Here is an 11545-nt window from a genome sequence, read left to right as displayed (position 1 = left end):
TAGTTGAGAAAAGTCAAAACCCTAATATTAAAGTCTATCTCTCAGCTACCTTCGCTGCTTAATGGCCAACTATTTGATTGGTACACCTTTTATGGTCGCTTCAACTAACCTTGTATTCGAAGTACCATTAACGTTAACACAAGGGGCGATTGCTATGCTGCCTTTCTTTATAAAAGACTTCGTGATTACAATGGGAGCAGCTGTTCTGCTGCCGAAAATATTAGGGCGGATATCAGTTGTTAACTCTTCAATACCGACTCACAATTCGCCTCAATAAATATGCAAAAAGCGCTAAGGATAACCAACCCTTAGCGCTTTTTCACTTATTTTACATTCATCATCGCTTTAGCTAACGTTCTCGCCATAACACCAGTTGGCCCTTTAGGACCTAAATCGTGCTCACCTTCTGCCATCGCTGTACCCGCAATGTCTAAGTGAACCCACGGTGTATCTTCAGCAAAAGCACCAACGAACGCGCCCGCCATTACGGCATGTGCTTTACGCCCTGGTGAATTGTTTAAGTCAGCAATATGACTCTTTCTTACTTGTTTCTTATACACATCCAAATAAGGTAATTGCCAGATTGGCTCATCAACTTGTTCTGATGCTTCTTGTATTTCACTGAACCACTTTTCATTATTCGTCATCGCACCTGTTACTTGATCACCTAACGCAACGACGACACCACCTGTTAAGGTTGCAACATCAACAATTTTAGCAGCATCGTTTTGTCTAGCATAAGTAACTGCGTCTGCCATTGCTAAACGGCCTTCTGCATCTGTATTGCGTACTTCTACCGTTTTTCCACTCATCGTAACAATCACATCATCAGGTTTATAAGCTGTATGACTAATCATATTATCTGTCGCTGGGATCAACGCCATGATGTTCTCTTTTGGCTTAATGTGACCGATAGCGTCCATTGCACCAATAACGGAAGCAGCTCCACCCATGTCCATCTTCATACCAATAATACCGTCTTTCGGTTTTAATGAATAACCACCTGTATCAAACGTAATGCCTTTACCGACAAACGCGACAGGATCGTCCCAAGTATCTTTACCTTGGTACTTCATAACGATAAAACGTGGGGGTTCATCTGAGCCTTGGTTAACCGCCAATAACGCACCCATGCCGTATGCTTTAATCTTTTCATGATCAAACACTTCGATTTCAATATCATGTTTATTTGCAATGTTCTCAGCGAAAGCAGCTAAGTCTGATGCTGTTAATAAATTTCCTGGTAAGTTTACTAAATGACGCGCGATATTTGCTCCATTACCTAAAGCATAGCCCGTATTAGCAGCTTCAACAACACCTTGACTTTGATCTGTTAAAAATTGAACATTTGCTAAATCAACAGATCCTTCTTCACGATCCGTATGATAGGTTTGTAGCTGGTGAGGAGCCATTGCCATCGCTTCAGCAATCGCCTCAACATAATCAGTTTGACCTTCTTCTGATACAATACTATTTAATTGGATCGATGCTTGAGCAACTCCGCTTTCGGCTAATTGCTTAAAAACTTTACCGAAAGTGTTTCGAACAGTATGTACTGTCTTGGCATCTCTTTTTCCTAATCCTACGAAGTATAGTCTTTTAGCTTCAATTAATCCTAATGTATGTACTTTAGATACTGACCCTTCCTTATTTGATATATCCCCTGATTGGACTAGCTCATCTAAATGACCATTGAACTTACCATTTAATAGTTGATAATAACTTTGACTTTCTTTGTTTTCCTCAAACAAACCAATAATTAAAGCATCTGTTTGATGATTTTCTAAATTTTCATTAATGACTTTAAACATATATCAGCCCTCCGATTTATGATTATTATTTATCATAACAAAATAATTCAATATTCGAAATAAATATTTTCATAAAACCGTTTTTTACGACATCAATTTAGGGTATGATGATACATATAGAGAGAAAGGACGGCTTTACAGATGGAAATATTGTACAATACACCTTTATTGATCGCTTTATTTGCAGTAATTTTTGCTCAAGTTGTCAAAATACCGATTCAATTCATTGCAACAAAAGAAATTAATTTAGGACTAGCTTTCAGTACTGGTGGAATGCCGAGTAGTCATTCTGCTGCCGTATCGGCTTTAACAACAGCAATTGCAATTGAACACGGATTTGAATCACCATATTTCGCTATAGCTTGCGTATTAAGTATTATCGTTATGTATGACGCAACTGGAATTAGACGTCATGCAGGTCAGCATGCAACGATTTTAAATCAACTCGTCAAAGACTTTCAGCGAATCGTGGATGATGCTAAACATTGGGATCAAAAAGAAGAAGCTGAAAAACAACAAGAGCTTAAGGAATTGTTAGGTCATCAGCCAATTGAAGTATTCTTCGGTTCATTAACCGGTATTTTATTAGCTATTATAACTTATAGTACTTTTTAATAACGAAACATTAAAAGGCCCGTCAACAAACGGGCCTTTACTAATAATTTAATAATATTGTCCTCCGATAACAGGGACCGTCTCAGACTGAATTGCTTCTTCCCAGTAGTTCAAATCAGACTCCGTAACTTGTCCATCCCCTTCTTCAATGACGTAAACTTCTATTTCACGTTTACCCCATTCATTAAACACTTCATCTACTGTATCGTAATATAAATCAATTTTATTACCTTTAATAGCACCGCCGATATCTGTCACAATTCCATATCCATAGTTTGGGATATAAAGAACTGTCCCTAACGGAAAAACATTTAAATCAGCAGCAATCGTTGAAATAGTGTCTCGTTGAACAGTTAGTCCAGAATAAGTTATGCCATACAAAGGATGGCCTTCTGTTTTTCCTGTCGACTCATATCCAGCTGTATAACCAGTTGCTACAACAGTTCGAGTAGGAAATTGTCTAAAAGCAACTTCTGTGGCTACCTCTTCGTCTAAAGAGGCTAACTCCACTTCTTCAAGTTGGTTAGCTTCCTCATCTTCTGAACTAGCAAACGATTTATGACTTAACTCTGTTGAACTTTTAACTTTAAATTCATTAGATTCACGATTTTCTTCACTGTGTACTGAGCTCGTTACGAAGTAGGAAGCCATGAAAAATGTAATAATGACACCTACTATTAAAATAGAAAAGTTTCTAATTCGATTACTCATTTGTGAACACCTCTTTGCCACAAAGCGTAACCAATATTAGAAACTTTTATACATTGACCGTATATTTTTTGAATTTTTAAAACATTTGATAACCATTTTTACGTAAGATTTTAATAACGATCCCTGATACGATCGTACCTGCAAATCCAGTTAATAATATAAACATATCAACCGCCTGCAAGCTAATTAAGTCGTCCCACAAGGCTGGAAATGCTTCGCCTGGCTGTGTGAAATAAGATGTAAATGGCACATCATCTACTATGAACACAACGACGATCGGGAATACAACCGCCATAACCCATGTTGAACGTAGTAACATATTTAAAATAAATGCAATACCGAAAAACAATATAAAAAACAATACAGATAAAACAAATACTTGTATAATCCCCATTTACTTAAGATCCTCCTAGACAATTACAAAACTAAACTAATTCTATCACAATTAAAGAACATAAAAAATGCGAACGCTTAGGGGACACACTTTTTTCATATTTATGAACAAAAAACAAAGGCAGTGGTCATCACTACCTTTGTTCATCATTTATATTAGCGATACATATCTAGCTTACCTTTTTTCAGTAGTAATCCAACGCCACCTAGCTTCACAAGGTAACGGTTATCGATTGCTTTCTTCATAATGGAAGCTGAACGGCCATATAACTTCTTGTCATCAAATACAACACCGATTGCATCAGTATGACCTAATGAAGCTACTGTACCTTTAATGTCAGGTGTAAATGATTCGAATTCTTCTCCACCATTAATTAACTGCTTTAAGTTATGACCAATTGTATCAGCCATTTGCATCGCGATTTGTGCTGTTGGTGGATATGGTTTTTCTGTTTCTTTATTAAAGATCACAGCACAGTCACCCGCAACAAATACGTCATCATAGTCGGGCGTGCGTAGGTCATCACGTACTGGTACACGACCACGGCTAACTTCAAACCCAGATTCTTCAACGATTGAATTACCTCGTACACCTGCAGCCCATACGATGTTTTTCGTCTTAATTTCTTCTTGTTCATCGTCTTTTTCAACGATAATACCATCTTCTGTACACTTCTTAAGCATTGTTCCTAGACGGAATTCAACACCTTTTTCTTCTAAGCGATTCATAGCATATTCAACAAGCTCTTCATCGAAACCAGCTAAAGCAGTTGGTCCTGCCTCTACGTTAATTACGCGAACTTTGCTAGGGTCAACGTCATACTCTTGGCAAAGCTCAGGAACACGGTTCACAATTTCTCCGACAAATTCGATACCTGTAAACCCTGCGCCACCAACTACGATCGTAACTAAATCTTGGCGGTCTCCTTCTTCATTGTTATATTGAGCAAAGTTATACTCAATATGGTCACGAATTAAACGAGCGCTATTAATGTTGTTGATTGAGAAGGCATGTTCTTTTAAACCTTCAATTCCAAATGTAGCTGATTCGAATCCTAAACCGATGACAAGGTAATCATATGTAAGCTCGCCATCTTCTAAAACGACTTTTTTGTTCTCTGGGTCAATTGACTCAACAGTGTCTTGTACGAAGTTTACACGGTTAAAATCAACAACGTCATTAATTGGGATACGTGTACGGTCATGGTGCAACGTTCCTGCAGCGTTTTCGTGTAACCAAGTCGTCTGGTAGTGGTAATCATGCTTGTTCACTAATGTAATGTCGGCTTCATTGTCACCAATAATCTTCTGTAGCTTGATTGTTGTCATGATTCCGCCATATCCAGCACCTAATACAACAATGCTCGGTTTGTTCATTTACATCACATCCATCCAAAAATTTTGTATGAGTTTTAAAATAAAAATAAAATAAGTTCTTTGTGAATTACTTCACGTAGTACGTAACATTTTGTCTAAAAACGCAATACTCACCTAAAAATAATCATAGAACTTTTTTACCTGTTTTTCAACCCTTTCTTAGATTTCTAATGTTTCTGATAATTTATCTATTATATAATTATTTATTAGTTTGCAAAACATTTATCAATCAATACATCTGATGTTATAATGTTTCATGGTGCTTATACGATCTTTTATGAAGTTGGAGGAATAGATATGAACGAACACGTTAGAGATATAGTTATTATTGGCGCTGGACCCGTTGGTTTATTTACAGCTTCTACGGTGGGTTACGCCAAGCTGATGTACAAGTGATCGAAAGCTTGCCACATATCGGTGGACAACTTTCTGCATTATATCCTGAAAAATATATTTACGATGTCGCTGGCTTTCCAAAAGTAACAGCACAAGAATTAGTTGATCAGTTATATGAACAAGCGAAACCGTTTAACCCTACTATAACTCTTGATCAAGCTGTACATTCGATTGAGAAATTAGAAGAAAACTTATTTAAATTAACAACTAATCAAGAAGTATTTTATGCAAAATCCGTTATAATAACCGCAGGAAACGGTGCTTTTGAACCACGAAAGTTAAAAATTGATCATGTTGATCATTATGAAAACCATAACTTGCACTACTACATTACCAATATTGAAGCTTTCCGTGATCGAAATGTCATGATTTGTGGTGGCGGTGATTCTGCCGTTGACTGGGCATTAATGCTTGAACCGATTGCTAACAAAGTGAGTTTAGTGCATAGACGAGATCAATTCCGTGCCCATGAACATAGTGTTGCACAGTTAAAGCAATCTTCTGTTGAACTTTTAACACCTTACATGCCTTATGAGCTAGAAGGCGAAGAAGCAATCGAGAAAGTGAAATTACAAAAAACTAAATCAGATGAAACAATCGAAGTTGAAGTTGATGATTTAATTGTTAATTACGGCTTCATTTCACAACTTGGACCTATTAAAGAATGGGGCTTAGAGTTAGAGAAAAATGATATCGTCGTTAATACAAGAATGGAAACAAACATTGAAGGTATTTATGGAGCTGGTGATATTATAACTTATCCAGGTAAAGTTAAATTAATTGCTGCTGGCTTTGGCGAAGGGCCAACTGCTGTAAACAATGCGATGGCAAGAATGGACCCTAATGCCCGCCTTCAACCGAAACACTCTACACACATGTTTAATGATTAATAATAAAAGGAGCTACGCTTATATTAGCATAGCTCCTTTTATTATCAACTTATTAACAATTTCCAGGCTGTCCTTCAACACCCGGTGCTTTGAAGGAAGAACCGCAACCACATGATACGATTGCATTTGGATTATCAATCGTAAATCCGCCGCCCATCATATTCTGTTTAAAATCGATTGTCGTTCCTTCTATAATTGGTGCGTCCATTTCAGCAATTAATACTGGGATACCACTAATTTCTAGTTCACGGTCAGTATCTTTCTTCTCATAATCGAAACCTAATTTATAAGACAAGCCACTGCAACCGCCACCTTTAACGCCAAAGCGTAGGTAAACTTCTTCAGCAGATTCGTCTTTTAACATTTCTTTAACTTGTAAAGTTGCTGGTTCTGTTAAATTTATTGTCATCATAATACCTCCCCTACTTTTAGTATACTAGGTAAACGGACGTCATTCAATTAAGTGAGTTCGGAAAAGAAAACACCTTCACTACTGTCTCTGCTGGCCCTCTCATTAGGACATGATGATTGTGTAGCCATGAAATCCATAAATCGCCACCGTCTAAATGAACTGTGACTTCTTCCCCTTTTTTCACAAAACCATTCAAAACAGATGAAACGACAGCAGCACATGCTCCTGTTCCACAAGCTTGCGTAATTCCTGACCCTCTTTCCCACACTCTAAAAATGATCTCATGAGAATTAACGACTTCTACAAACTCAACATTTACACCTTCTGGGAAACGTGGGTCACTCGTCACTTTAGGACCTAATGTGCTAACTGGTGCATCTTTAATACTGTCTTCATAAAAAATAACATGAGGATTACCCATAGATACAGCAGTCGCAACTAATTTTTCTTCATCAACTTCAAAAGGCTCTGCGACCACTTCGTCTGTAGATGAACCATGTTCTGTTGTCATCGGAATTTGTTCACGTTCTAAGATCGGTGGGCCCATATCAATTGATACACTATCAACCGTTTCCCCTTGTTCGTCAGTGTGAATGGTCGCGTCAACAACACCGGACTTAGCTTCGATTTTAAAGTCTTCTGCTTTTACATAACCATGTTCAAAAGCAAATTTAGCAACACAACGCAAACCATTACCGCAGTTCATCGCTTCTGAACCATCTTTATTAAAAATTCGCATTAGAACATCTGCTTTTTCTGATGGCTCGACGATAATTAAGCCGTCTGAGCCGATACCTGTATTAACGTCTGATACTTCTTGAGCAAGTTAGGTATTGTTTGCTCTTCTAAATCAAATTGAAAACCATCTATATAAATATAGCTATTGCCTAATCCATGCATTTTAGTAAAAGGTACTTTCATCCATCATAACCTCACGATCTTTCTTTAAATACTTAACTCTTCCTCGTCTAAATACTCATAAATACGATCCACTAATTCATCTGGTGTATCAGCTAAAATTCTCCTGCCTTCCACAATTGCGAATAAACTCATAGCACAAATACCACAGTTACTCGTACAACCATATTCCACTACATCTAAATCTGGATCTTGTCTTAACTTTTCATATGCTTCTTGTGAACCACTAACTAAATTATTAACGCAAAATTCGACTAACGGGTTCATAGTCTCGTACACTCCTCAGTCTGTTTCTATATATTGATTTGAACCCCTTTATTTACTATTTATTCGGGTTGTAGTCCATGTTTTTCTAATGCTTTATAAACCGTCTTCAAACGAGGATTGCCTTCACCGACAACTTCCCCTTCTACTAATACAACTGGATAAAACATATCTTCATTAACAACACGTGTTGCGAAATCTTTATAAGGCTCTTCTTCAGGTGGATTAAAAATATCAACGTACTTATATGTCACACCATTTTTGCCGTATTTTCTAGAAATAGCAGCTTGCAACCAATCATATTGTTCCTTAGAACTCGGTAAATTAACACAACTCGGACATAATACTTCCGCTCCATAAACAACTAACTCAACTTGCCTCTCCATAATGTTCCTCCCTTTGTCAGAAAACGATCTATTGCCTTAATTATATTTTACAAAACTTTTGTCTCGAGTTACAATGAAAATGGTTCTCAATAATTTTATCGTTTTAGTGTTCATGAATAGATTTTTTAAACTGAATTCATTATAATATAAATAAGAAAGGGGAAGATGAGCGATGTTTGAACAAGTTCAAGAGGTTATTGGTAAATTACGCCCATTTTTACTAAGAGACGGTGGCGACGTTGAGTTAGTAGATGTTGATGAAGGCATCGTGCTTCTTCGTTTGAAAGGTGCATGTGGAAATTGCCCAAGCTCAGCTATCACTCTAAAAGCTGGTATTGAACGTGCATTAGTCGCAGAAGTGCCTGGCGTAAAAGAAGTAGAACAAATTTTCTAATCAATAATATGTAAATGAGCTGGCTATTTAACCAGCTCTTTTTTTATATAGGTGTAACAGCATCATCGCCATTTAAAACTTTCTTAATATTACGAGCTGCTAATTTCATCATCTCAGACCTTGTCTCTATACTTGAAGAGCCAATGTGCGGCAATGCAACAACTTCGTTTAGGCTAAGTAATGGATGATCTGCTCCAATCGGTTCATTTCGGAAAACATCCAACCCCGCTGCTTTAATATGCCCTTGCTTCAAAGCATGATAAAGGTCATCTTCATTCACAACGCCACCTCTTGAACTATTAATAAAAATAGCCGTATCTTTCATTTTGTGAAAAGTCTCTTTGTTAAACAGTCCTTCTGTCTCAGGTGTTAAAGGTGTCATACAAACGACAAAGTCAGATTGCTTTAACAACTCTTCAAAAGAAGTATATTGAACTCCAAGCTGACTTTCAACATCTTCTTTTCTTGATCGATTATAATAAATAACGTTCATATCAAACCCTGTCGCTCTTTTTGCAACCGCTTGACCTATACTCCCTAACCCAACTATTCCTAACGTTTTATGGTGAATATCAGATCCAGCTAGCATGTACGGTGACCACGATTTCCACAAATCACCCTTAATATAATCAACCGCTTCAGGCAACCTTCTAGCTGTAGCCATCAATAATGCGAACGTCAAATCAGCCGTCGTGTCAGTCAATACATCAGGGGTATTAGTTACAATCACTTGATGACGTCTAGCAGCATTGACATCAATATTGTCATATCCAACAGCCATGTTTGCGACAATTTTAAGATTAGTTGATTGTGCTAATAACTCTTCATCGATCGAGTCAGTTAACATCGAGAGAATAGCATGTGCCTGATTTGCTTTATTTAACAAAACATCTCTAGGAACAACTTCCTCTTCTTCCTGCCACATTTCTACAGTAAAATGCTCCTCTAAACCTTTTACGACATCATTTGAAATTTTGCGCGTAATATATACAAATGGCTTTGACATAAGATCACCTCACATAATCTTGAAATGCTAATTGAATGATTTTACTTTTAACGTACAATATAACAAATACTAACTATTATTTTTAACTAAAACACAGCATAAATATAATAAAAATGATAAGAGAAAGGGTTAGAATAATTATGGAAACTCTTGAATCTAAAGCGTTACAACTATTAAAAGAGCGCGGTGTCAGTAGGAGAGATATTGCTGACCTCGTCCACTTCCTTCAATCTAAGTATCATGAACACTTAACTGAGGAAGAATGCCTTGTAAATGTTGACAAAGTATTGCAAAAAAGGGAAGTACAAAATGCCATTATAACTGGCATTCAAATTGATCAACTAGCTGAAGAAAATAAATTAAAAGAGCCCCTTCAAACTATGATTGAAAATGATGAAGGCTTATATGGAATTGATGAAATAATTGCTTTTTCGATTATTAATGTTTATGGGTCCATTGGATTTACTAACTATGGTTATATCGACAAAGTGAAGCCCGGTATTCTTGAAGCTCTAAATGATAAAGCGAATGGTTGTCATACGTTTTTAGATGACATTGTAGGTGCTATTGCAGCAGCCGCTTCAAGCCGCTTAGCCCATAGCCAAGAATACCGTGTCGAAGACGATTAAACCTCTAAACTTCCCATTCAGCCAGCGTTTTCACAGTATACGTTGGTTGAATGTCTACTTCTTTTAAGTCCTCTTTAGACGTCACACCCGTTTGTACGTGAAGTGTGTCTAAACCAGCATTTATTCCTGCCATAATATCGGTTTGATAATTATCACCAACCATAACAGCCTCTTCTGGCTTTACCCCTATTTCATTTAGTGCAACATCAATCATTAAACGCTCTGGCTTCCCTAAAATGATCGGCTCTTTTTGCGTTACTTGTTTGATCAAATTAACGTATACCCCATTACCTGGAACAAAACCTTCTTCGGTTGGTACACGTATATCAGGGTTTGTTGCAACAAATTGTGCACCATTTTGGATTATGAGACAAGCCTCTTTTATTTTTTTATAATTGTTGTGGCGATCAATTCCAATGACAACATAGTCAGGATCATCATCAGTTATCGTTATTTCTTTATTTTCGAGAGCAGCTTTTACACCTTCTTCACCGATCATAAATACTTTCGCACTCTTCTGCTGCTGGTCAATGTAGTTAGCTGCAGCAATAGAAGGTGTTAGCACTTGTTCTTCTTTAGCTTGAATTCCATGTTCTTTTAACTTTTGCACAGTTTTAGCTTGAGTCCGTGATGAATTGTTAGTAACAAACAAATGCGGAATTCCATTTGCCTGCAAAGCCTCTATAAACGCTTTAGCTTCTGGAATGGGATCTTTCCCTCTATAAACTGTTCCGTCTAAATCGATGAAATACGCTTTATACTGTTTCAAGTTATACTTCACCTTCTCTCTTTTTAAAGGCAGTTATAGGTCCCATTTCCTTTTCTAAGTATGTGAAAACGTGCTTAGAAAATGTTTTCAGCTCGTTTATATGTTCATTCATCACTTCTACAATTTGAGTATGATTAATGTGTGTATACTCTTTTACTATCATGTTTCTTAAAGCGATCACATCTTTATACGCTTTTTCTTCTTGTTGTGAGATTACTTTTTCATCCACTAAAATGTCAATAATGTCTTCATAACTACCTGGGTCACGCATAATAAAACCATCAATCATCATATTGCCAACATCAATGATGGATTCAATCGTCATGTGCACCATTCTTTCTAATGCTAAATAATCTTGCTTGCTTTCGAAAGTGTTATGCTCATAATTTTTCAAAAGCTCATCCATATATGATAATGTTTCATCAATTTTTTCTTGATCTACAAAATACATTATAAACACGTCCTTTCAACCATTAGTTTACCACATTTAACTTTATAAATTGTATCCTCATATTTTTTCAAAATCGAGGCATGCTATAACCGAAGAATATTACAGGAGCTGAGACTGCCAAGG

The 11545-nt window shown here is 36.9% G+C and carries 14 protein-coding genes and 2 pseudogenes; 5 read left to right on the top strand and 11 right to left on the bottom strand.

What is annotated here, in order from left to right:
* Positions 1 to 73: 73 nt before the first annotated feature.
* Entirely contained in the window at positions 74 to 277 is a 204-nt protein-coding gene (locus A194_RS20295; protein WP_157783051.1) for a hypothetical protein, read from the top strand.
* A 46-nt stretch (positions 278 to 323) separates the two neighbouring features.
* Here A194_RS20295 and A194_RS0110360 read toward each other — a convergent pair whose 3' ends face one another.
* Positions 324 to 1811: a leucyl aminopeptidase gene (locus tag A194_RS0110360; protein ID WP_017186778.1), complete on the bottom strand. Its 1488-nt coding sequence runs from the start codon at positions 1809 to 1811 to the stop codon at positions 324 to 326.
* A 141-nt stretch (positions 1812 to 1952) separates the two neighbouring features.
* Here A194_RS0110360 and A194_RS0110355 point away from each other — a divergent pair, with 141 nt between their 5' ends.
* Positions 1953 to 2426 carry a divergent PAP2 family protein gene (locus A194_RS0110355; RefSeq protein WP_017186777.1) on the top strand — a complete coding sequence of 158 codons (474 nt, stop codon included), beginning with the start codon at positions 1953 to 1955 and terminating at the stop codon, positions 2424 to 2426.
* Between the two features lie 48 nt (positions 2427 to 2474).
* Here the strand turns inward: A194_RS0110355 and A194_RS0110350 are convergent, their stop codons facing one another.
* The 3 genes from A194_RS0110350 to A194_RS0110340 all read right to left on the bottom strand — a co-directional run bounded on the left by A194_RS0110350 (position 2475) and on the right by A194_RS0110340 (position 4907).
* A complete protein-coding gene (locus tag A194_RS0110350) occupies positions 2475 to 3137 on the bottom strand; it encodes a 3D domain-containing protein (protein WP_017186776.1) in 663 nt (220 codons plus the stop codon).
* Positions 3138 to 3213: 76 nt separating this feature from the next.
* Positions 3214 to 3531: a YuiB family protein gene (locus A194_RS0110345; RefSeq protein WP_017186775.1), complete on the bottom strand. Its 318-nt coding sequence runs from the start codon at positions 3529 to 3531 to the stop codon at positions 3214 to 3216.
* A 155-nt stretch (positions 3532 to 3686) separates the two neighbouring features.
* Positions 3687 to 4907 carry an NAD(P)/FAD-dependent oxidoreductase gene (locus A194_RS0110340; RefSeq protein WP_017186774.1) on the bottom strand — a complete coding sequence of 407 codons (1221 nt, stop codon included), beginning with the start codon at positions 4905 to 4907 and terminating at the stop codon, positions 3687 to 3689.
* A 297-nt stretch (positions 4908 to 5204) separates the two neighbouring features.
* Between A194_RS0110340 and A194_RS18170 the strand changes: the two are divergent.
* A pseudogene (locus tag A194_RS18170) lies at positions 5205 to 6193 on the top strand (NAD(P)/FAD-dependent oxidoreductase).
* A gap of 52 nt (positions 6194 to 6245) precedes the next feature.
* On the opposite strand, the gene A194_RS0110330 reads toward A194_RS18170, so the two are convergent.
* From A194_RS0110330 to A194_RS0110315, 4 genes and pseudogenes are all read right to left on the bottom strand, one after another.
* A complete protein-coding gene (locus tag A194_RS0110330; RefSeq protein ID WP_017186771.1) occupies positions 6246 to 6602 on the bottom strand; it encodes a HesB/IscA family protein in 357 nt (118 codons plus the stop codon).
* Positions 6603 to 6648: 46 nt separating this feature from the next.
* Positions 6649 to 7526, bottom strand: a pseudogene (gene dapF, locus A194_RS18165) (diaminopimelate epimerase).
* 24 nt (positions 7527 to 7550) lie between these two features.
* Positions 7551 to 7790 carry a YuzB family protein gene (locus A194_RS0110320; RefSeq protein ID WP_017186769.1) on the bottom strand — a complete coding sequence of 80 codons (240 nt, stop codon included), beginning with the start codon at positions 7788 to 7790 and terminating at the stop codon, positions 7551 to 7553.
* A gap of 59 nt (positions 7791 to 7849) precedes the next feature.
* On the bottom strand, positions 7850 to 8173 hold the full coding sequence (locus A194_RS0110315) for a DUF1462 family protein (RefSeq protein ID WP_017186768.1): 324 nt from the start codon (positions 8171 to 8173) through the stop codon (positions 7850 to 7852).
* A gap of 172 nt (positions 8174 to 8345) precedes the next feature.
* Here A194_RS0110315 and A194_RS0110310 point away from each other — a divergent pair, with 172 nt between their 5' ends.
* A complete protein-coding gene (locus A194_RS0110310; protein ID WP_017186767.1) occupies positions 8346 to 8567 on the top strand; it encodes a NifU family protein in 222 nt (73 codons plus the stop codon).
* Positions 8568 to 8610: 43 nt separating this feature from the next.
* Here the strand turns inward: A194_RS0110310 and A194_RS0110305 are convergent, their stop codons facing one another.
* Positions 8611 to 9573: a 2-hydroxyacid dehydrogenase gene (locus A194_RS0110305; RefSeq protein WP_017186766.1), complete on the bottom strand. Its 963-nt coding sequence runs from the start codon at positions 9571 to 9573 to the stop codon at positions 8611 to 8613.
* Between the two features lie 140 nt (positions 9574 to 9713).
* Here A194_RS0110305 and A194_RS0110300 point away from each other — a divergent pair, with 140 nt between their 5' ends.
* Positions 9714 to 10202 (top strand): phosphatidylglycerophosphatase A family protein, encoded by a 489-nt coding sequence (locus A194_RS0110300; protein WP_017186765.1) that lies wholly within the window; start codon positions 9714 to 9716, stop codon positions 10200 to 10202.
* 4 nt (positions 10203 to 10206) lie between these two features.
* On the opposite strand, the gene A194_RS0110295 is transcribed toward A194_RS0110300, so the two are convergent.
* Together A194_RS0110295 and hepT are read right to left on the bottom strand one after the other, a co-directional pair.
* Positions 10207 to 10971 (bottom strand): TIGR01457 family HAD-type hydrolase, encoded by a 765-nt coding sequence (locus tag A194_RS0110295; RefSeq protein ID WP_017186764.1) that lies wholly within the window; start codon positions 10969 to 10971, stop codon positions 10207 to 10209.
* A gap of 1 nt (position 10972) precedes the next feature.
* Positions 10973 to 11422: a type VII toxin-antitoxin system HepT family RNase toxin gene (hepT, locus tag A194_RS0110290; protein WP_017186763.1), complete on the bottom strand. Its 450-nt coding sequence runs from the start codon at positions 11420 to 11422 to the stop codon at positions 10973 to 10975.
* Between the last annotated feature and the right edge of the window lie 123 nt (positions 11423 to 11545).

This window comes from Alkalibacillus haloalkaliphilus C5 (assembly GCF_000269905.1).
In the GTDB taxonomy this organism is placed as follows: Bacteria; Bacillota; Bacilli; order Bacillales; family Alkalibacillaceae; genus Alkalibacillus; species Alkalibacillus haloalkaliphilus_A.
This window is presented reverse-complemented; position numbering and strand designations above follow the sequence as displayed.

Coding starts and splice junctions, on each gene's coding strand:
- A194_RS0110350 (WP_017186776.1), bottom strand. CDS start 3,137: ATGAGTAATCGAATTAGAAACTTTTCTATTTTAATAGTAGGTGTCATT.
- A194_RS0110360 (WP_017186778.1), bottom strand. CDS start 1,811: ATGTTTAAAGTCATTAATGAAAATTTAGAAAATCATCAAACAGATGCT.
- A194_RS0110340 (WP_017186774.1), bottom strand. CDS start 4,907: ATGAACAAACCGAGCATTGTTGTATTAGGTGCTGGATATGGCGGAATC.
- A194_RS0110305 (WP_017186766.1), bottom strand. CDS start 9,573: ATGTCAAAGCCATTTGTATATATTACGCGCAAAATTTCAAATGATGTC.
- hepT (WP_017186763.1), bottom strand. CDS start 11,422: ATGTATTTTGTAGATCAAGAAAAAATTGATGAAACATTATCATATATG.
- A194_RS0110345 (WP_017186775.1), bottom strand. CDS start 3,531: ATGGGGATTATACAAGTATTTGTTTTATCTGTATTGTTTTTTATATTG.
- A194_RS0110310 (WP_017186767.1), top strand. CDS start 8,346: ATGTTTGAACAAGTTCAAGAGGTTATTGGTAAATTACGCCCATTTTTA.
- A194_RS0110320 (WP_017186769.1), bottom strand. CDS start 7,790: ATGAACCCGTTAGTCGAATTTTGCGTTAATAATTTAGTTAGTGGTTCA.
- A194_RS0110355 (WP_017186777.1), top strand. CDS start 1,953: ATGGAAATATTGTACAATACACCTTTATTGATCGCTTTATTTGCAGTA.
- A194_RS0110300 (WP_017186765.1), top strand. CDS start 9,714: ATGGAAACTCTTGAATCTAAAGCGTTACAACTATTAAAAGAGCGCGGT.
- A194_RS0110330 (WP_017186771.1), bottom strand. CDS start 6,602: ATGACAATAAATTTAACAGAACCAGCAACTTTACAAGTTAAAGAAATG.
- A194_RS0110315 (WP_017186768.1), bottom strand. CDS start 8,173: ATGGAGAGGCAAGTTGAGTTAGTTGTTTATGGAGCGGAAGTATTATGT.